The 18,936-nt window shown below is 56.6% G+C and carries 15 protein-coding genes; 8 read left to right on the forward strand and 7 right to left on the reverse strand.

Annotated features, from left to right (window positions below):
• Positions 1 to 65: 65 nt before the first annotated feature.
• Positions 66 to 1,499 carry a pyruvate kinase gene (pyk, locus tag AC2Q8J_RS11040; protein WP_204994987.1) on the reverse strand — a complete coding sequence of 478 codons (1,434 nt, stop codon included), beginning with the start codon at positions 1,497 to 1,499 and terminating at the stop codon, positions 66 to 68.
• A gap of 256 nt (positions 1,500 to 1,755) precedes the next feature.
• On the opposite strand from pyk, the gene AC2Q8J_RS11045 reads away from it, so the two are divergent.
• The 7 genes from AC2Q8J_RS11045 (at position 1,756) to AC2Q8J_RS11075 (ending at position 10,180) form a co-directional block, all read left to right on the forward strand.
• Positions 1,756 to 2,502, forward strand: coding sequence for a FadR/GntR family transcriptional regulator (locus tag AC2Q8J_RS11045; RefSeq protein ID WP_204994988.1), 747 nt, complete (start codon positions 1,756 to 1,758; stop codon positions 2,500 to 2,502).
• 11 nt (positions 2,503 to 2,513) lie between these two features.
• Positions 2,514 to 3,206, forward strand: a complete 693-nt coding sequence (locus tag AC2Q8J_RS11050) for a sterol desaturase family protein (RefSeq protein WP_204994989.1) — start codon at positions 2,514 to 2,516, stop codon at positions 3,204 to 3,206.
• A gap of 60 nt (positions 3,207 to 3,266) precedes the next feature.
• The gene (locus AC2Q8J_RS11055; RefSeq protein WP_486451287.1) at positions 3,267 to 5,831 is read left to right on the forward strand and encodes a TonB-dependent receptor; all 2,565 of its coding nucleotides are present in this window, start codon (positions 3,267 to 3,269) and stop codon (positions 5,829 to 5,831) included.
• Positions 5,803 to 6,564, forward strand: coding sequence for an START domain-containing protein (locus tag AC2Q8J_RS11060; protein ID WP_486451288.1), 762 nt, complete (start codon positions 5,803 to 5,805; stop codon positions 6,562 to 6,564). The genes AC2Q8J_RS11055 and AC2Q8J_RS11060 overlap by 29 nt, the downstream gene beginning before the upstream one ends.
• Positions 6,564 to 7,163 carry a YqaA family protein gene (locus AC2Q8J_RS11065; RefSeq protein WP_486451289.1) on the forward strand — a complete coding sequence of 200 codons (600 nt, stop codon included), beginning with the start codon at positions 6,564 to 6,566 and terminating at the stop codon, positions 7,161 to 7,163. The genes AC2Q8J_RS11060 and AC2Q8J_RS11065 overlap by 1 nt, the downstream gene beginning before the upstream one ends.
• Before the next feature lie 196 nt (positions 7,164 to 7,359).
• Complete coding sequence (locus AC2Q8J_RS11070) at positions 7,360 to 7,893, forward strand: (2Fe-2S)-binding protein (RefSeq protein WP_204994993.1); 534 nt, start codon at positions 7,360 to 7,362, stop codon at positions 7,891 to 7,893.
• Between the two features lies 1 nt (position 7,894).
• A complete protein-coding gene (locus AC2Q8J_RS11075; RefSeq protein WP_486451290.1) occupies positions 7,895 to 10,180 on the forward strand; it encodes a xanthine dehydrogenase family protein molybdopterin-binding subunit in 2,286 nt (761 codons plus the stop codon).
• A gap of 84 nt (positions 10,181 to 10,264) precedes the next feature.
• On the opposite strand, the gene AC2Q8J_RS11080 is transcribed toward AC2Q8J_RS11075, so the two are convergent.
• Positions 10,265 to 10,510: a DUF5062 family protein gene (locus AC2Q8J_RS11080; RefSeq protein ID WP_036256911.1), complete on the reverse strand. Its 246-nt coding sequence runs from the start codon at positions 10,508 to 10,510 to the stop codon at positions 10,265 to 10,267.
• A 179-nt stretch (positions 10,511 to 10,689) separates the two neighbouring features.
• Here AC2Q8J_RS11080 and AC2Q8J_RS11085 point away from each other — a divergent pair, with 179 nt between their 5' ends.
• On the forward strand, positions 10,690 to 11,697 hold the full coding sequence (locus AC2Q8J_RS11085) for a 2-hydroxyacid dehydrogenase (protein ID WP_424144802.1): 1,008 nt from the start codon (positions 10,690 to 10,692) through the stop codon (positions 11,695 to 11,697).
• Positions 11,698 to 11,717: 20 nt separating this feature from the next.
• Here the strand turns inward: AC2Q8J_RS11085 and AC2Q8J_RS11090 are convergent, their stop codons facing one another.
• The 5 genes from AC2Q8J_RS11090 to AC2Q8J_RS11110 all read right to left on the reverse strand — a co-directional run bounded on the left by AC2Q8J_RS11090 (position 11,718) and on the right by AC2Q8J_RS11110 (position 18,904).
• Positions 11,718 to 13,475: a SulP family inorganic anion transporter gene (locus tag AC2Q8J_RS11090; RefSeq protein ID WP_486451291.1), complete on the reverse strand. Its 1,758-nt coding sequence runs from the start codon at positions 13,473 to 13,475 to the stop codon at positions 11,718 to 11,720.
• Positions 13,476 to 13,556: 81 nt separating this feature from the next.
• The gene (locus tag AC2Q8J_RS11095) at positions 13,557 to 15,248 is read right to left on the reverse strand and encodes a bifunctional protein tyrosine phosphatase family protein/NAD(P)/FAD-dependent oxidoreductase (protein ID WP_286839443.1); all 1,692 of its coding nucleotides are present in this window, start codon (positions 15,246 to 15,248) and stop codon (positions 13,557 to 13,559) included.
• A gap of 14 nt (positions 15,249 to 15,262) precedes the next feature.
• Complete coding sequence (locus AC2Q8J_RS11100; protein WP_486451292.1) at positions 15,263 to 16,153, reverse strand: MBL fold metallo-hydrolase; 891 nt, start codon at positions 16,151 to 16,153, stop codon at positions 15,263 to 15,265.
• A 385-nt stretch (positions 16,154 to 16,538) separates the two neighbouring features.
• A complete protein-coding gene (locus AC2Q8J_RS11105; RefSeq protein WP_486451293.1) occupies positions 16,539 to 17,531 on the reverse strand; it encodes a cytochrome d ubiquinol oxidase subunit II in 993 nt (330 codons plus the stop codon).
• Positions 17,531 to 18,904: a cytochrome ubiquinol oxidase subunit I gene (locus AC2Q8J_RS11110; RefSeq protein WP_486451294.1), complete on the reverse strand. Its 1,374-nt coding sequence runs from the start codon at positions 18,902 to 18,904 to the stop codon at positions 17,531 to 17,533. The genes AC2Q8J_RS11105 and AC2Q8J_RS11110 overlap by 1 nt, the downstream gene beginning before the upstream one ends.
• Positions 18,905 to 18,936: the final 32 nt, after the last annotated feature.

An 18,936-nucleotide genomic window follows, 5' to 3' on the forward strand; every position in this document is an offset into this window, starting at 1 on the left:
TACTAGGATGAGAGCTGGCACTGGAGCAGGTAGTTACTCAGGTCCACAACGTCACGCAAGCCTTTCTATGTGTGGTCAATTTCATAACGCGCTACCAAGTCGCCAAGCTGGCGAATTTGAATGGCCTCGATACCGTGGCTGGAGAGGGCGTCTGAAATCACCACCACTTTATCGGTTTCGCTGAATTCGTCGCGGCTCATCATTATGTGGGCGGCGTTGGCGAGCGTCTTCTCTGGGTCGGAGCTGAAGTTGATGCGGTAGCTAAGCACGTTGCGATTTAACACCAGCTTGCGGCGGGTGCGACTATCGTTAGTAAACGCGCAGATGATGGAGCTTTGGGGGTGGCAGTTGGTAACCAGGCTGGCCATCAGTCCGCGCCGTGTTGGCACAACAATCGCCTTGGCTTGAATGGATTCAGCCAGCTTCACCGCGGCGGCGGCAATTTCCTGTTTGTCGTTGCCCATGATCAGTTCATCGCTAAAGCGCAGGCCGCGATTCTTCTCAATGGAACGGGCAATGCGGTCTAACACCTCCACGCATTTCACCGGGTATTTGCCCACGGTGGTTTCCCCCGACAGCATAATGGCGTCGGCCTCTTCGTACACGGCGTTGGCGACATCGGTAACTTCGGCGCGGGTAGGCATGGGGTTTTCGATCATCGATTCCAGCATGTGGGTGGCAACAATCACGCGGCGGCCGTATTTCGCGCACTGGGAAATAATTTGCCGCTGCACAATGGGCAGTTCTTCAAAGGGAATTTCCACACCCAGGTCGCCCCGGGCGACCATCACACCGGCGGCTTCTTGAATAATGGCGTCGAGGTTTTTAACGCCTTCCTGGTCTTCAATTTTGGCGATAATTTTTATCTTATCGACCTTGTCGCCCAGCAGGGTTTTCAATTCTCGTATGTCGTCGGCGCTGCGCACGAATGACAGGGCGATAAAGTCCACCTCTTGTTCCATGGCAAACAGAATATCGCGGCGGTCTTTCTCGGTAATGGCGGGCAGGTTTACGCGAATACCGGGCAGGTTAACGTGGCGCTTGCTCTTTAATACGCCGCCGTCGATCACTCGGCACTGCATGGTGCGCTGTTCTTTGCTGAGCACTTCCAGATTGATCAGGCCGTTGTCGACGGTGATCTTGTCGCCGATATTCACGTCGTTGATCAGGTCTTCGTAATTGATCTGGATCGAGCTGGCCTCGACATCGGCCTCGCCCCGCGCGACCACCGAAATCACATCGCCGGTTTTCAGGCTGAGTTCGTTATTGATATCGCCGGTGCGAATCTCCGGCCCCTGTGTGTCGATCAGCACCGCGACCGGGTGGTGGAGTTTGCGGTTGAGGGTTTTGATGGACTTAATAATTTGCGCGCAGCTGTCGTGTTCACCGTGGGACATATTCAGGCGTACGATATTCATCCCGGCGTCGGCCAGTTTGTGCAGTGACTCGTAGTCGCTGGTTGCTGGCCCAATGGTGCAGATGATCTTCGTTTTGCGCATAGCTTGCCCGCTGTTTGATTGTCTATGCAGTGATTATGGCAAAAAACGTCGTGGGCGAAAGGCCACTTTAGGTGTGTTTATCGATTGATTCGCCGGTTTTTTCGAATCGTGATCAGGGCGTTAAGCGTGTTGGGATGATGGCGAGCGTGTTCGGTGGGACTTCGCTGCTCTGACTCCCGTTTTTGCTCATATTTGCCTATTTGCGCAATAACAGGTCCACTGGTAGGATAAGTTACCTCAAGGGAGAGTAGCAGCTATGTTCAAGGCCATACAGAAGCGGTCTGTGTCGGATGAAGTGTTCGACCAATTGCGTAATCGCATCGTCTATCAGGAACTGAAAGCCGGTGAGGAATTGCCCTCGGAGCGGCTGCTGTCTGAAATGCTGGGGGTGAGCCGTAATGCCGTTCGCGAAGCGATCAAGCGCCTGCAACAAGCGCGCTTGGTTGAGGTTAAGCACGGCGGCATGACAACGGTGCTGGACTACCGCAGGGAGGCCAGTGCCGACTTACTCCCCAGTTTATTGTTTGACCAGGACGGTCAAATTCAGGTCGATGCGGCGCGCAGCATTGTGCGGATGCGTCAGGTCTTGTCTCCGGCGATTGCCGCCGATGCCGCGGTGAATGGCGGCGCAGCTACCGCTGATCGTTTAGATGCCTTGGTCGATGACATGACGGCGGCAGTGGCCCCCGTCGACTTGCAGCGCCTCGCGTTTGAATTTTGGGAGGAGCTGGTTGATGGCAGCGGCAATATCGCCTACCGCCTGGCCTTTAACTCGCTGCGCAAAACCTACGAACCGCTATGGGAGCTACTGACCCAGATGCTGGATCGCGACCTTCGCAAGTTGGACTCATTCCGTGGCCTCGCGATGCTGGTGCGTGAGGGGAAAGCTGACGAGGCGGCGGAGTTAGCACGCGACTATATCGATGGCAGCAGCAACGCCATTAACCAGTTTTTAGATCTGTACGAGCAACACACGCAAAATCATTTAAATAACAATGCGTAGAGGACTATCCCATGACGAGCAGCGTTCAATCATCTGGTGGCGCGGCCCAACCAGCCAACCCGGCAAAGGCTAGCGACTTTTTTAAAGCCTTTTATGGCCATATGAGCCCGATCATTCTTACGGCATTGGCACTGGGCTTTACCGGCTTTCGGGTTTACCTCGGCAACTGGAGCTATGCGGATCTAATCGCTCCGCTGTGCATTCTGGCTTTCTGGCCGATACAGGAATGGCTGATTCATGCTTACATTCTGCATTCCAAGCCGCGCAAAATTTTTGGTAAAACGATCGACCTCAGTGTGGGCCGCTCTCACCGTGCCCACCATGTAAACCCCTCTGACCTCAGTGATATCACCATCAACAAAGAGGTGTTCCCCACCGTGGTGCCGGTGCTGATTGCGCTTGCCTACCTGTTGTTGCCCAGTGTCGAACTGGCAACCGGTGCCCTTGCCATGTTTTTTACTTTGGCGCTGCACTATGAGTTTTGTCATTTCATGGGCCACACCACCTGGTGTATGCCAGTGAATTACTACCGTCGCCGCCAGCGAATGCATCGCCTGCATCATTACCGCGACGAAAAATTATGGTGGGGCGTGTCAACCGGATTGGGCGACTTGCTGTTGGGGACCGCGCCTGACCTGAAGGCCGTTGATAAGTCGCCAACGGTGCACAATGTTCACGGGCTGCTCTCGGACGAACCGCGCTGAACACAATTATTTCTAGCGTCAAAAGTATAAATACAATAATAAGCAGTAGGGGAAGCGTAAATGTCAGTCGACACAAGAGGGTGTTTCAGCGCGCTCAATCACTTTTTATTTAAGCGGAGCAAACCCTGCTTACAACCACTGCTTGTGGCGAGCCTACTGGCGGCTCCGGCTCTGGGTTTCGCAGCGCCGGCCGCTAATCCCGAGGTTAGCGCGGAGGAGCAATCGCTTAAGCGGCAGCGCAATGCCCTTGAAGAAGTTGTCGTCACGGCGCAGAAGCGAGAGGAAGACATACAGTCCGTACCGCTATCTGTTACCGCGATTAGTGGCGATGACATTGTCGACAAAAACATGGCCGACATGAACGAAGTGGCGGTATATGTGCCCAACCTGGACGTGCTGGCAACACCGTCGTTTCCCAGTATTTATATGCGCGGTTTGGGGTCGAGCTATAACCGAGGTTTTGAACAATCGGTGGCATTGCTGATCGACGATGTTTACTACGGTCGCGCTTCATATATTAATCAGGCCACCATGGACCTGGCGGCGATTGAAGTGCTGCGCGGCCCGCAGGGTACCCTGTTTGGTAAAAATGCCTCGGCCGGTGCGATACATTTTCGCACCGCCATGCCCGACACAGAATTTGGTTTTAAGGGTGACGTGCTACTGGGTGACCTGGACCAACAGCGCGTACGCCTGATGGCCACGGGGCCCATAACGGATACGCTCAGGTGGCGAGTCGCGCTGATGAGTCAGCTTCGCGATGGCAGTGTTTACAACACCACGGCAGAGATCGATGAAGAGAATATCGATACCCAAAATGCGCGCCTGCGCGTCGTATGGGACGCCTCCGAGGATTTGACCATTGGCCTGACACTGAACGCAGCGCTGATCCGCCAGCATGGCGAGGGTAGTCAGCTTATTCGCGCGCGTGACCGCCATCTCGCGGCCATGCAGGTGTTTGACCCGGAAACCACGGCAGACCCTTTCGACGAGCGAACAGCGAAAGATACGCAGGGCCGTGTAGCGCGCGACGCCTATGACGTTACCTTGAAAGCCGACTGGAGTTTCGGCAATGACTACCTGCTTACCAGTATTACCAACTACACCTGGTTGGACGAAGAGGTGAGGTTGGATGCCGACTTTTCACCGATTCCTTTTCTTATCCTTGATAACAATGAAGTGCTGGAGCAGTACAGTCAGGAATTTCGCATCACTTCACCACCGGGGGATGTTGAGTTTGTCGGTGGGTTATTTTTCATGAAGTCGGACTTGCAGGCCGATTACAACATCCAACAATTTTTACTGCTGACCGAGTTGCTACAGGTCACGGGTGAAGGCGAGCGCATGGCCTGCTTGCAATCGCCCGACCCGGAAGCGTGTCAGGATCAGGTGCTCAACGATGCCAACAGTGGCCAGTTGGCAGGTCAATTGATCCAGGCGCGACAAACACTGGCCGGTGGTCCGTCACCCATCGAAACGGCGTTAACGCGCTTCGACCAGATCACCGACAGCGCTGCCCTGTTTGGGCAGGTCACCTGGCATTTCACTGAGCGCTGGTCGGCCACTTTTGGTGGGCGTTTAAATTATGAAGACAAAACCCTCGATACCGGCCACCGACTGATTAATAACGTTACCGGTGGCGAGGGGAATGCGGTTATCTCTGGCGCGGCGTGCAACCAGCTGCTGCCTGTGGATTTGCCTGGGCTTAGCGGCATCCCGTCCCCAGCGGGTTATTGCCTCGGCCCGAACCCTCAAGGGGCGACTATCTTTCCGGTGATTATTGCCGGGGATACACAGTTTGAAGCGGAGCGTGAACGGGAAACCTTTAACTTCATTCCCAAATTCTCTGTGAAGTATGACTTCGCCGATGCGGCAATGGCGTATTTTACTGCCGCCAAAGGGTATAAGTCTGGTGGCTTCACCGGCCAGCCAAGCAACGACATAAACCTGGAGTTTGACGACGAAACCGCGCTGACTTACGAGCTGGGCGCTAAAACCGAATGGTTGGGCGGCGCGGCGCGTTTTAATGCGTCACTGTTTTACACCGACTTTCGCGATCTTCAGGTATCGACCTTCAATGGCGTGGCCTACGTGGTGGAAAACGCAGCGTCAGCAACGATCTACGGTTTGGAATACGAGGGCATGTTGATGACGCCCTACGGCATCCTGCTCGGCCTGAATGGCGCCTTCACGGAATCGGAATATTCTGAATTTAGCCAGGCCGCCTGTACGGCTGAAAATACCAACCCACCTCCGTGTGACCTCACCGGCCGACGCCTGCGGTTGGTACCGGAAATTAAGTCCACCTTCACGGCGGGCTGGCAGGGGCAGCCCTTCAACTGGCCCTTCCTAACGCTGGCAGGCATTACCGCGAGCTACTCATCCGAGGTGGCCCTGGCCACTGACCTCGACCCAATCGATACGCGCATTTCTGGCACTACCTACGGTGTGCGGCTTGGCCTTAAGTCGATGGACGACACTTGGCATATTAGCTTTTTCGGCGACAACATTACCGGCCGTGAATCGCTGGCTGCCGCTCAGGATACACCGGGCTTTCGGGGCACTCACTTCGGTGGCGCTTATGTAGATACAACCTATGAAGTCGAACTTGGCTACCGTTTTTAGAGGCCGCGTGCGCGCCAGCGGCGCGCTTCGTCTGCTGCTTCGCTGCGCCGCAACAGTGGCCTTCTTCGTCCCGCTCAGTTTGTGGGGCGGGGAAAGCATGACGGTGTGGCGGGTTGATAAGTATGAGGACGGCATAAAAGTCTCCAGCCGCGAGATCCATGACTCGGCAACGCGTGAAGTGAAAGCCGAGGTGGACATTAATGCGCCCTTCGAAAAAGCCTTCGCTCTGTTACTTGATGCCGGTCAGCGGCCGCGCTGGGATAAGGTGTGCACCGAGGCATCGGTATATAAAAAACTGTCGGAAAGCGAAGATATTATCTACGTGGTTAATGACTTGCCCTGGCCGGTTAGCGACAGAGACATGCTGCTACGCCGACAGTGGTCGGTAGCGCCCGATGGTTCGCAGGCGCGCATCCTCTCCCACGCTGACAACACCATACCGTCAATTGTCGATGACCGCGTACGTGTGGAAAAAGCCGAGGGAACATGGACCCTGGTACGCACCGGTTCCTCTAGTGTTCGCCTAAGCACGGTGATCCACGCCGAACCGGGTGGGCCGATCCCAGGCTGGCTTATAAACGCGCTTTCGGTCAATGGGCCGTACAATGCCTTGCATAGTCTTCGCCAAATTCTCGAATCTGAAAATCAGGCCTTGGCGGCAAGTGGCGATAATTATAAAAATCGAAATTCGCAGCACAGTTATCATGTTGGTCGGCCGGAAGAGGCGGAGTGATGAGGAACCAACAAAAGCCATTTTCACTCGATCAGCGCAGTGAACTGTATACCCTCATTACCTTGAATCTACTGAAAGCCTTGACGGTGATGGCGGCACTCGTCGCGCTGCTTTGGCTAGTAAGGCCGTATCTCGCGGTATATCAGGAAGGCTTGCGGATTTTTATTGAGCAGCGCTTGCCGCCGGCCTATGTCTTCCCGCTGTTTTATGTTTCTGAATCCATTCTTGGGTTGTTGCCGCCCGACCTGTTTATGCTGTGGGCGAAGTCGCGATTCCCGGAAGCACCTTACCTGATGGTGACGGTACTCGCGGCTATCTCATACCTGGGTGGTATTACGGCGTACGGCATAGGCAGTCGTATTGAACACATTCCCTCGGTGCATCGTTATCTTTTTGAACGCCACGCCGAGCACGTCGAGTTTATGAAAAAATGGGGCGGTGTTTTTATCGTCATCGCTGCGCTATTGCCAATTCCGTTTGCGATGGCGAGCACGATTGCTGGGATGATCGAGTATCCTTTCCGAACATTCCTATTGATCGGCTTAACCCGCTTTCTGCGTTTCTACGCCTACGCCTTGGTGCTGTTTAACATTCTTTAAGCGCTGAGTTCGCATCGCCCTTTTGCAGACGTAGCGAACCTGCCGCTACCGAGAGTCTATCCGCCCCGCAATGGGGTGGCACGTAATGGCTAAGCCTGTGGTATCCCGAGAATGAGTCCGTCTGTGCTGAGTTGGGTAGATCTGTCAGATGTAGCTACACTGGGAGGCAGGTTTTGCTACGACACGGGTGAAATGGATGACGACTTTTACATTGAACGGCAAGAAGATGTCCTCAGATGCGCCGGGAGATACCCCCTTACTTTGGGTTATTCGCGACGAGTTTGGGCTAAAAGGAACCAAGTTTGGCTGCGGTATAGCGATGTGTGGCGCCTGTACGGTGCACATGAACGGCAACCCCATGCGTTCGTGCTCGCTGCCGCTAAGTGCGGTGAACAATGCGGATATTCGTACCATTGAGGGTTTGGCGGGTAGCCACCCCTTGCAACAGGCTTGGGTGGAGGAGCAAGTGCCGCAATGTGGTTACTGCCAGTCTGGTCAGATCATGCAGGCGGCGGCGCTACTGGCGAACAAGGCGAATCCCTCAGACGAGGAGATTGTGCAGCATATGTCGGGCAATCTCTGTCGGTGCATGTCTTATGTGCGCATTAAGCGGGCGATAAAAAAAGTTGCCCAGAGCAGTGATGGCACCATTCAAATTTACGACCCTAAGCGCAATACGGTGGTGGATAGCACCACGACGCAAGCGTCTGAAAAACAGGGGGTAAGTTAAGATGTCACGGATAAAAAATGCCAACAACACGGGCGTGAATCGCCGCCAGTTTCTTATTGCATCGGCGGGGGCAGGGGTAATGCTGGCCTTCGCGCCGATCTTGTCTGGGTGCAGTTCTGAGTCGGCGTCCGAGCGACTAAACAGCAAGCGTTTCAACCCCACTATCTGGTTTGAGATTGACCAAAGTGGCGCCATTTTAGTGAATGTAACCCGTGCGGAGATGGGGCAGCACGTGGGCACAGCGCTGGCGCGTATCGTGGCCGATGAACTGGGTGCCGATTGGAATAGGGTGAGCTTTAATCACGTGGATACCGACCCCAAGTGGGGGTATATGGTGACGGGCGGCTCCTGGTCGGTATTTCAGTCGTATGTGCCGATGTCGCAAGCCGGTGCTGCGGGTAGAGAGGCGCTGGTTGAAGCGGCTGCCGAGCTGCTTGGGGTGGCAGCGAAAGACTGCCGCACGGAAAACAGCCAAGTGATTTGTGGCAGCCAGCGTTTGGATTTTGCCGATATTGTGAAGCGCGGCAAGATTGATAAAACCTTCAGCGAAGACCAGCTCGCCAAATTCTCTCCGAAAAAACCTGACAACCGTCAGTTAATTGCCAAGCCGAGTCGGGCCTTGGATATCCCGGTGAAAACGACCGGTGAGGCGCAGTATGGTATCGACGTTGAGCTGGAAGGAATGATCTACGCGCGCCCCCTCATTCCGCCAACCCGCTACGGTTCGACTGTGTTGAATGTTGATGACAGCGGCGCAAAAGCCGTGAAGGGGTATTTGGGCTACGAGGTGCTCAGTGATCCCAGTGATATTTTGCAGGGCTGGGTCTCTGTTTTGGCCGACAGTTACTACGGCGCGGTTAAAGCTGCCGATGCTATCAAAGTGGAATACCGCGCGGGGGAAACGGCCAATGTCAGCGAAGAGGATCTTATCGCTGAAGGTGAGAAGCTAGTCGCCGATAAAACAGCGGGTGGCTTGTTTGTCGATCATGGAGATATCGACGCAGCGGCGCAGCGCGCGAAAAAATCCATTGAAGGCAGCTATCGAACCGCGTCGGCACTGCATTTTGCATTAGAGCCGGTCAATGCTGCGGTGGAGTTTAAAGATGGTGTTTGCCACGTGTATACGGGCAACCAATGGCAGTCATTGTTCTTGCCGGTGGTGGCTAAGGCAGTCGGCCTCGGCGAAGACAAAGTGGTGATCCATCAGCACTATCTCGGTGGTGGTTTTGGCCGGAGGTTAGCGGGCGATTATATGGTGCCTGCCGCACTTACTGCTAAGGCCACTGGTAAGCCGGTGAAGTTAGTGTTTACCCGTGAGGATGACTCTCGCTTTGACTGCATTCGCTCACCGTCTGTACAGCACTTTGCGGCCTACTGGAGTGGCGAGGGTGATCTGCTGGGCATTGAGCACGCCGCCGCGGCAGGCTGGCCAACACTCACCATGGCGCCCGGGTTCATGCCCGATAGCGTCGATAAGAAAACCAAGGTCGATAGTTTTTCTATCAGCGGCGCCGACCATTGGTACAGTCTCGACCATCACCGCGTGCGGGCCATCAATAACACCTTGGCACAAAAGACCTTTGTACCGGGATGGTTGCGTGCGGTGGGGCCAGGCTGGATAGGCTGGGGGGTTGAGTCCTTCATGGATGAGGTCGCCCACGCCCAGGGCGAAGATCCCGCTGAATTCCGGCTGAGCTTGCTCGACGCTAAGGGAAAGAATGCCGGCAACGCGCCGGAGGCGGTAGGTGGCGCTAAGCGGCTGGCCAATGTCTTGCGGGAAACCACTCGCAAGGCGGGCTGGGGTCGCAAGCTACCGGCCAACGAGGGCCTGGGTGTGGCCGTTGCCGCCGGTCAGGAGCGCACAATGCCAACGTGGAGCGCCTGCGTGGCCCACGTCAAAGTGGACCCCGAATCGGGGCAGGTTACGGTGCTTAAGCTCACCAGTGTTATGGACTGCGGAACCGTGGTGCACCCCGACGGCGCCCTGGCGCAAACTGAAGGTGCCATGTTGTGGGGCCTGAGTTTGGCCTTGCATGAGGGCACGGCAATTAAGGATGGCCAAGTTGCTGACAACAACCTCAATAGCTATCAACCCTTGCGTATGAAGGATGTTCCAGACATGGATATCAGCTTTGTACAAAACACGGAGTTTCCCACGGGGCTCGGCGAGCCGGGTTTGATCGCGGTGGCTCCGGCAATTGGCAATGCCATTTTTAACGCGGTGGGTGCGCGCTTGCGGAACTTGCCAATTCGTCCCGCGGATGTCAAAGCGGCGATGCAGGCATAGCTGGCTGCGCGGCGGGACAGTCTGCCCGCCGCGCGCCCGTTTTGTAACGGTATTTGTCGCCATGGCGGGCAAATCGCATCCGGCTCAGGCCTTTTTATCCAGCGATTTTGCCCACAGTGCCAAGCGGTGGCGAATGCTTTGCTGGGATACTTGTAGCTCGGGCATGGGTTGGATGAGTTTGTCGCGCACTAACAGGCGGTAGATAAATTCCAGCCGTTCGTTGCTGGAGTCGCCGTCTTCAAACTGGGCGGCGCCGCGCTTCTCTGCGTAGGCGCTGCCAATATTGATGGCCTTTCTTACCCACTCTTTCTCGTTATCGATTTTTTTCATTGGTCGTTTCCCCGCGCGCAAAGTGAAAGCGCTGCACTCAAGGTACAGCAGAAACGCCAGGCATTGCGACAGGAATACAGAAATAAGGCATCACTCATTCGTCAGAAGGGGTTTTCCCCATCCGCCGAGGCCCTTGCTACACTCAATGCAGTGAGAAAATTTTGTGCTGAGGAGATGGAATGCGAGTCGCGATATTTGGAGCCAAGGATTACGATCGCGAGTTTCTTGCTAAGGCGAACCAGCCCCACGGCCATGCGCTGGCGTTTTTCGATGCCCACCTGGGTGCGGCGACGGCGGGTTTGGCCAAGGGTTTCGATGCGGTTTGCGCCTTTGTAAACGATGAGTTGGGCGATGACTGTTTGGCGGAGTTGGCTGCGCTGGGCATTCATACGGTGGCGCTGCGGTGCGCGGGCTTTAACAATGTCGATCTCGACGCCGCAGCGGCCCACGACATTACCGTAGTGCGTGTGCCCAGGTATTCGCCGGAAGGTGTGGCAGAGCACGCGGTGGCCTTAATTCTGGCGCTGAACCGAAAAATTTATCGTTCATACAACCGCGTTCGCGAGGGCAATTTTTCATTGGAAGGACTGCTGGGCTTTAACCTGCACGGTAAGACGGTGGGGGTGATTGGTACGGGTAATATCGGCGAGGCGTTTTGCCGCATTATGAGCGGCTTTGGTTGTACGGTGATTGCCGCCGACCCCTTTCCCAATGAGCGCTGTACTCGCCTTGGCGTGGAATACACCGAGCTGGACGCGCTGCTAACGCGCGCGGATATTATCAGCCTGCACTGCCCTCTGACCCCGGACACCCACCACCTGATCGATGACCGCGCCCTCGCCAAAATGAAGCCGGGCGTGATGCTGATTAACACCAGCCGCGGCGCACTGGTGGATACCGTCGCGGTGATTGCCGCGCTCAAGACGATGAGAATTGGTTATCTCGGGCTGGATGTGTACGAAGAGGAGGGCGATATGTTTTTCGAGGACCTGTCGGGCAAGATTATTACCGACGATGTGTTCTCGCGTTTACTGACTTTCCCCAATGTGCTGATTACCGGCCATCAGGGCTTTTTCAGTGCCGAGGCGCTGGCGAGCATTGCCGCCACCACACTGCAAAACCTCAGCGATGTGGAGCAGGGAAAGGCCTGCAACAATGAAATTTCAGCCGCGCAGCTACGCGGCTGAATTGCCCTTTCCCGCTGGACTTAGATATCCCAGTTTTCGGTGTTGTCGGCGTTTTGTTGGTTCATTTCCTCAACAATGCCGGTAACGGCAAGGTGCTGCGACAACCACACTTTGCCGGTAAGTTGCTTGAGGAAGTGGGTTTTACACAGCACATCCATGACCGGCCCTTTCAGCTCAGATAAGTGCAGGGCAATATCGCGCTCGCCCAAACGTTCGTTGATCGCTTCCAGTGCCTCCAGTGCGCTGAGGTCCACCTCGTTCACAGCGGTGCACATCAGCACCACGTGGCGGGTATGCGGGTAGTCCTCCAGCAGGGCGTAGATGCGATCTTCAATAAAGCTGGCATTGGCAAAATACAGGCTTTCGTCAATGCGCAGCGACAGAATCTCGTCGTGGGTAATGACAGCGTGGCGGTTGATATTGCGGTAGTGCTCGGTGCCCGGCACCTCGCCGACCACGGCCATATGGGGCTTGGAGGTTTTGTATAGGTGAAGGGCTAACGAGGCAAATACCCCGCAGGCCACGCCGCTTTCAACACCGGCCACTAAGGTGACGAATAGAGTGCTGGCAACGGCGATAAAGTCGGAATAGCCGTAGTCCCAGGTCTTTTTCAAAATCGATAAATCGACCAGTGACAGCACGGCAACGATGATGGTTGCCGCCAGCGTCGCCTTGGGAAGGTAAGCCAGATACGGCGTGAAGAAGATTGCCGCCAGCCCGATGCCGATGGCGGTAAACATGCCCGCTGCGGGGGTTTCTGCGCCGGCATCAAAATTCACCACCGAGCGCGCAAAGCCGCCGGTAACGGGGTAGCCGCCCGATACCGACGACGCGATATTGGCAGCGCCGAGGCCGATGAGTTCTTGGTTGGGGCTGATCTTCTGGCGTTTTTTCGCGGCCAAGGTGTGGCCCACCGACACCGACTCCACAAAGCCAATGACCGAAATGAAGATCGCCGAGATCAACAGTTCCTGCCAGGCCTCGTGGTGCAGCGGCGGCAGACGCAGGGCGGGCAGGCCGCTGGGCACATCGCCGACCAATGCCACGTTTTTTACGCCGAGGTCGAAGGCGACAGCGGCAACACTGGTCATCACCACGCCGACAACAGGGCCCGCTTTACTGACCATGGCGGCGGCAAAGGGCGACAGGCCGGCTTTTTCCAGCAGCGGTTGCAGGCCTTTGCGCACCCAGAATAAAAAGATCAGCACCGGCAAACCGACCGCTAAGGTGTAGAGGTTAGTATGACTGGCTTGCTCGGCAAGGCTGAGCAGAATTTCGTAGAGGTTGTCGCCGTGGGCGTGCACGCCCAGTAGGTGACGAAGCTGGCTGACGGCGATAATAATACCCGAGGCGGTGATAAAACCGGCGATCACCGGATGGGACAGAAAGTTGGCGAGAAAGCCCATTCGCAGAACGCCCATCAGTAGCAGGAACGCCCCGGAGAACAGTGCCAGCAGCACGGCGGCATCGAGGTAGCCCATGCTGCCGACCTCGGCAATGCGGCCGACGGCGCTGGCCGTCATCAGCGAAACCACGGCCACCGGGCCCACCGACAGGCTGCGGCTGCTGCCCAGCAGACCGTAGGCGATGAGCGGCAACATACTGGCGTAGAGACCAACTTCGGGAGGCAAGCCGGCAAGCAGGGCGTAAGCCAGCGACTGCGGGATAAGCATGATCGTCACAATGACGGCCGCCAGCAGGTCGGAGGCGAGCTGGCCGCGGTTGTACTGCTTTCCCCATTCCAGGATGGGTAAGTATTGGCTGAGTGCGCCTTTCAAAATGCTGTCCTCTCCAGTCGCGGCTGTGGTGTTGCACATAAACGAAAAAACAGCGCCGCATCAGCGGCGCGAAAGGGTGGGTTATTTTTTCGCTGGTGCGTCTTCACCAATGGTGGGCTTAACCAGCCACTCGTGTCCCTTGAGCATGCCCTGCCAGTAAATGGGCGGCAGAATTTTCTCTTTCAGCAACCACGCCAGGCGAGACGGCTTGGTGCCGTCGAGCATCATTTTGGGGAAGCTGGGTAGCAGCTTGCCGCCGTAGCCAAATTCCGCCAATACGATCTTGCCGCGCTCTACGGTAAGCGGGCAGGAGCCGTAGCCATTGTAGTGGGCAATGTCGCCGCCGCGACCGCTGATATCGGCTGCGATGTTATTGGCAACAATGGGTGCCTGCATGCGCGCCGCCGCTGCGGTTTTGGCGTTAGGGGCGTTCATTACATCGCCCAGTGCCCAGATATTGGCGTACTTCTTGTGCTGTAGCGTGGCCTGGTCGACATCGACCCAACCGGCGCCATCGACCAGCGGGCTATTGCGGATGAAGTCGGGGGCGACTTGCGGCGGTACCACGTGGATCATGTCGAATTCGCGGCTGACCTCCACGTCGTTACCCTGTTCGTCTTTGGTGGCGAACCAGGCGGTTTTTGCCGGGCCGTCAATGCGGGTCAGGGTGTGGCCAAAGTTGAGTTTGGCCTGGTATTTGTCGATGTATTTCATCAGTGCTGGCACGTAGTCGGCAACGCCAAATAGCACCGCACCAGCGTTGTAGAACTCCACGTCGATATTGTTTAAGCGCCCCTGACGGTGCCAGTGGTCGCACGACAAATACATGGCTTTTTGCGGAGCGCCTGCGCACTTAATCGGCATGGGCGGCTGGGTGAATATCGCGCGGCCGCTGCGAACCTTGTTTACCAGCTCCCAGGTGTAGGGTGCGAGGTCGTAGCGGTAGTTCGAGGTGACGCCGTTCTTGCCCAGGGTTTCGCTCAGGCCGGGAATGGCGTCCCAGTTCAATTTGATACCGGCGGCTACCACCAGGCGTTGATAGTTCAGTAGGCGGCAGCCTTCAAGTACCACGGTGTTGTTGTCGGGGTCGAAGGCGGCGACGGCGGCCTTGATCCATTCCACACCCTTGGGAATGAGTGAGGCCATGCTGCGCCGGGTTTGCTCAGGGGTGAAGACACCGCCGCCGACCAGGGTCCAGCCGGGTTGATAGTAGTGGTTTTCTGCGGGGTCGATAATGGCAACGGAGATGCCTTTGCAGCGTTTCACCAAACTGGCGGCCGTGGAGATACCGGCGGCACCGCCTCCGACGATCAGCACATCGTAGCTGGCAATGCCCTCGGCGGTATTGTCGCCATTGCGGGCGGCGGCGATACGCGCGGCCACGCCACTCATGTCGTAACCGGCCTTGGCGGCAGCATCGACGATGTCTGTCAGGCTCATCTCTTCACCGCGGCTCAATGCCCACAGGGTGGTGGAGCGCATGCCGCTGCGGCAATAGGCATGGACCGGCGCGCTTTGGCCGCTGAGCAGCTCGCCAAAGCTGGCGGCATCTTCGTCGCTGACTTTGCCACTGACGACCGGCAGGTAGTGACAGCTCATGCCCAGCTCGGTGGCTTTGGCTTCGATTTCTTTAAAGCCCGGCTGATCGCCGCCCTCGCCGTCGGGACGGTTGCAGATCAGCGTTTTTACGCCTTTTTCTGCCAGTGCCGGCAGGTCGTTAACGGTGAGCTGGCCGGAAACCGTCAGCCCCGAGTCTATTTGCTTGTATTCCATGCCTTGCCCAGCCCTTAGAGTACGTTCAATGGTAATTTTAGATACACCGTGCCGTTGTCGTCGGCGCCGGGTAGGTGGCCTGCCCGCATGTTTACTTGCAGAGATGGCAGGATCAGCCGCGGCATATCGAGGGTGGCGTCGCGGGCCTCGCGCATGGCGACAAATTGCGCCTCGCTGGTGCCGGTGTGTACGTGGATGTTGGCTTGTTTCTCTGCGCCGACGGTGGTTTCGTATTCGACCTCGCGGCCGCCGGGCATATAGTCGTGGCACATAAACAGGCGGGTTTCATCGGGCAGCGATAGCACGCGCTGAATGGATTGATAGAGAACGCGAGCGTCGCCGCCGGGGAAGTCCGCGCGGGCAGTGCCGCCGTCAGGCATAAACAGGGTGTCGCCAACAAATGCCGCGTCGCCCATTACATGGGTCATGCACGCCGGGGTGTGGCCGGGGGTGTGAATGGCGCGGCACAGCATATTGCCCACGTGGTATTCGTCGCCGTCGTTAAACAGCTTGTCGAACTGCGAGCCGTCGCGGGCGAACTCTGTACCGGCGTTAAAGATTTTGCCGAAGGTTTCCTGCACCACTGTAATGTTGGCGCCAATGCCGATCTGACCGCCGAGCGCTTCTTGAATATAGGGCGCAGCTGACAGGTGGTCGGCGTGTACGTGGGTTTCGATGATCCATTCGAGGCTCAGTTTATTGTCGCGAATGTGCTGAATGATTTTGTCGGCACCCACCAGCGACAGGCGGCCCGCGGCATAGTCGATTTCCATTACCGAGTCCACGACCGCGCAGGCGTTGCTGCTGGGGTCTTTCACCACATAGGAAAAGGTGTTGGTGGGTTCGTCGAAGAAGGCGATAACTTCGGGTTTGTGGTCGATATCGATGGAGATATTGTCGAGCATGATGCAATCCTCTTACTGTTGTCGCGAGCGGTATCGGTCCCTGATGCGTACAGCGATAACGCGGCCTCGGTTATGCGTAATTGGAATAACTATATTCCGTATGATTGTAGTAACAGGATTCGTGCCAAAACACGGTAAAAACGAATATTTAGCGTAAGTTATTGTAATTGTTGAAAATTAAATTTCATTCGGGCTTGCTTGAGCTGCCGTCGCAAATAAAACCTCTTTGCTTTTGCCAGATCTGACAGAAACTTCGTCACATTTGGCAGAGTTGTGTTCTGTGGGGGCTGGAGGCGGCTGATAGATGACGTCGACTGAAGGCGCGGGCATAAAAAAGGCGGGCCCGCTTGCGCGCAGCCCGCCAATGAGCAGTGGCTGTTGCTGCTCAGTCGTAGGAGAGGTGGGTCGCCTTACCGTGGAAGATGCGGTAGACGAAAATGGTGTAGCCGATAATGATCGGCAGGGTCAGTACAACGCCAACCAGGGTGAATTGCAGGGCGTTGACCGAGGCGGCGGCATCCCAGATCGTCATTTGGCCAATGATGATGTTGGGGAACAGACTGTAGCCAAGGCCGAGGCTGGCCAATACGCAGATGGCCACAGTGCTGGCATACAGCTTCCAGCCGTGGCCGCGGTAGATGCTGTTGTCGCTGTTAAGCAGGGCAACAATCGCGGCAAACGCGGCCAGAGACAGCACCGGGATGGGCGCCAGAATCAGGAAGTTGGGCCAGCTGAACCACTTCTCCGCAATCGTGTCGCTGACCAGCGGCGTGGCGATAGACACCAGCAACAGGCCCAGGCCCATGGGCCACACGGACTTGCGCGCCCAGCCAATGGCTTTGGTGAGCAGGTCGCCCTCGGTTTTCATCAGTAGCCAGCCACAGCCCAGTGTGAGGTAGAGCGCGGGCAGGGTTAGCGCAATGAGGGCCGAGAACAGCAGGCTGGTGGTATTGGATTGCAGGCCCGTGACGTAGGCGCCGAGCATCCAGCCCTGAGCCATCGATGCGACCAGTGAGCCGACGAAAAAGGCGCGGTTCCACAGCGCTTTGCGGTGGTCACCCGCTTTGACGCGCAGGTCAAAGGCCACGCCGCGCAGTATCAAGCCCATTAGCATGATCGTTACCGGCAGATACAGCTCGGTGAGCACGATGCCGTGGGCCATGGGGAAGGCGATTAATAGAATCCCCACGCCGAGCACAATCCAGGTCTCGTTGGCGTCCCAGAAGGGGCCAATGGAGGCGACCATAATGTCTTTTTCGGCGTCGTTGGCCAGCGGCATAAGCATGCCAACACCGAGGTCGTAGCCGTCGAGAATAACGTAGATCAGCAGGGACAAGCCCATTGCCGCCATATAGATAATCGGTAGCCAGTATTCCATTACGATTCTCCCCCTTTCGCGGTGTTATCGCCGGTGTTGGCTGACGCCGTGCCAGCCGGGTTTAAGATCAACGAGGCAGCGGGCTTGGCTGACAAATTGCGCAGCGCGCCGATGTAAGAAGCCAGTAAGAACAGGTATAGAAGGATATAGCCGAACAAGGTGCCGCTAACGGTGGCAGCGCTGTGGTCGGCGACAACGTCCTGGACTTTTAGCACGCCGTCGACGATCCACGGCTGGCGGCCAATCTCGGTAACGTACCAGCCGGCCAGCACCGCGATCCAACCGGAGAAGGTCATCGCTGAGAGCGCCGCGAGTACGGGTTTACTGGCCTGCCGGCCGTTTCGCAGTGCCCAGGCGGCCCACCACGCGACCAGTACCATTAGTCCGCCGATGGCGAGCATCACGCGGAAAGACCAGAACACGATCGCGACGGGTGGGTGCTCGCCAACAAACTCATTCAGGCCCTTAACTTCGCCCTTGAGTTCGTGGGTAAGTACCAGGCTTGCGGCGTAGGGAATTTCCAGCGCGAATTTATTGCTGCGGCTCTCTTCGTCGGGAAGCGCGACAACAGTGAAGGGAGCGCCTTCCTCAGTTTCCCAAATGGCTTCCATGGCGGCGACTTTTGCCGGCTGGTGTTCAAGGGTGTTGAGGCCGTGCAGATCGCCGATGAAAATTTGCAGCGGGGCCAGCACCGCGGCAACCATCACGCCGGTGCGCATAATCTTCCAGGTGGCGGGGCCGTCGACATTCTTCAGTGCCCGCCAGGCGCTGACGCCAGCAACGAGGAAGGCGCTGGTCAGTACAGAGGCGATTACCATATGGAAGAAGCGGTAGGGGAAAGAGGGGTTGAAGATCACTTCCCACCAGCTTTCCACCATGACCACGCCGTCTTCCAGGTAGTAGCCGGTGGGGGTTTGCATCCACGAGTTCAGGCTGAGAATCCAGAACGCCGAAAGCGTCGTGCCGAATGCCACCAGAAAGGTACTGATCAGGTGCATGCGATTGGATACGCGGTCTTTGCCGAACAGCATAATGCCTAGGAATGAAGCTTCCAGAAAGAAGGCGCTCAGTACCTCATAGCCCAGCAGCGGCCCGGCGACATTGCCGGCTTTTTCCATAAAGCCCGGCCAGTTGGTGCCGAATTGGAAGCTCATGGTAATGCCCGAGACCACGCCCATGGCGAAGGTCAGGGCAAAGATCTTCACCCAGAAGTAATAGGCATATTCCCAGGCCTTGTCGCCGGTTTGGGTAAAGCGCACCCGAAAAAACAGCAGCAACCAGCCCAAGCCAATGGAAATGGCGGGAAACAGGATATGAAAGCTGATATTGGTGGCGAACTGTATGCGCGCCAGCACAAGGGGGTCGATATCCATAAGCTCCTCTCTATATTACTAAACGGAATTCC

Source organism: Spongiibacter sp. C9W (assembly GCF_057370015.1).

Coding starts and splice junctions, on each gene's coding strand:
- AC2Q8J_RS11110 (WP_486451294.1), bottom strand. CDS start 18,904: ATGGATATCGACCCCCTTGTGCTGGCGCGCATACAGTTCGCCACCAAT.
- AC2Q8J_RS11045 (WP_204994988.1), top strand. CDS start 1,756: ATGTTCAAGGCCATACAGAAGCGGTCTGTGTCGGATGAAGTGTTCGAC.
- AC2Q8J_RS11085 (WP_424144802.1), top strand. CDS start 10,690: ATGCGAGTCGCGATATTTGGAGCCAAGGATTACGATCGCGAGTTTCTT.
- pyk (WP_204994987.1), bottom strand. CDS start 1,499: ATGCGCAAAACGAAGATCATCTGCACCATTGGGCCAGCAACCAGCGAC.
- AC2Q8J_RS11105 (WP_486451293.1), bottom strand. CDS start 17,531: ATGGAATACTGGCTACCGATTATCTATATGGCGGCAATGGGCTTGTCC.
- AC2Q8J_RS11060 (WP_486451288.1), top strand. CDS start 5,803: ATGAAGTCGAACTTGGCTACCGTTTTTAGAGGCCGCGTGCGCGCCAGC.
- AC2Q8J_RS11055 (WP_486451287.1), top strand. CDS start 3,267: ATGTCAGTCGACACAAGAGGGTGTTTCAGCGCGCTCAATCACTTTTTA.
- AC2Q8J_RS11095 (WP_286839443.1), bottom strand. CDS start 15,248: ATGGAATACAAGCAAATAGACTCGGGGCTGACGGTTTCCGGCCAGCTC.
- AC2Q8J_RS11070 (WP_204994993.1), top strand. CDS start 7,360: ATGACGACTTTTACATTGAACGGCAAGAAGATGTCCTCAGATGCGCCG.
- AC2Q8J_RS11080 (WP_036256911.1), bottom strand. CDS start 10,510: ATGAAAAAAATCGATAACGAGAAAGAGTGGGTAAGAAAGGCCATCAAT.
- AC2Q8J_RS11065 (WP_486451289.1), top strand. CDS start 6,564: ATGAGGAACCAACAAAAGCCATTTTCACTCGATCAGCGCAGTGAACTG.
- AC2Q8J_RS11075 (WP_486451290.1), top strand. CDS start 7,895: ATGTCACGGATAAAAAATGCCAACAACACGGGCGTGAATCGCCGCCAG.
- AC2Q8J_RS11100 (WP_486451292.1), bottom strand. CDS start 16,153: ATGCTCGACAATATCTCCATCGATATCGACCACAAACCCGAAGTTATC.
- AC2Q8J_RS11050 (WP_204994989.1), top strand. CDS start 2,514: ATGACGAGCAGCGTTCAATCATCTGGTGGCGCGGCCCAACCAGCCAAC.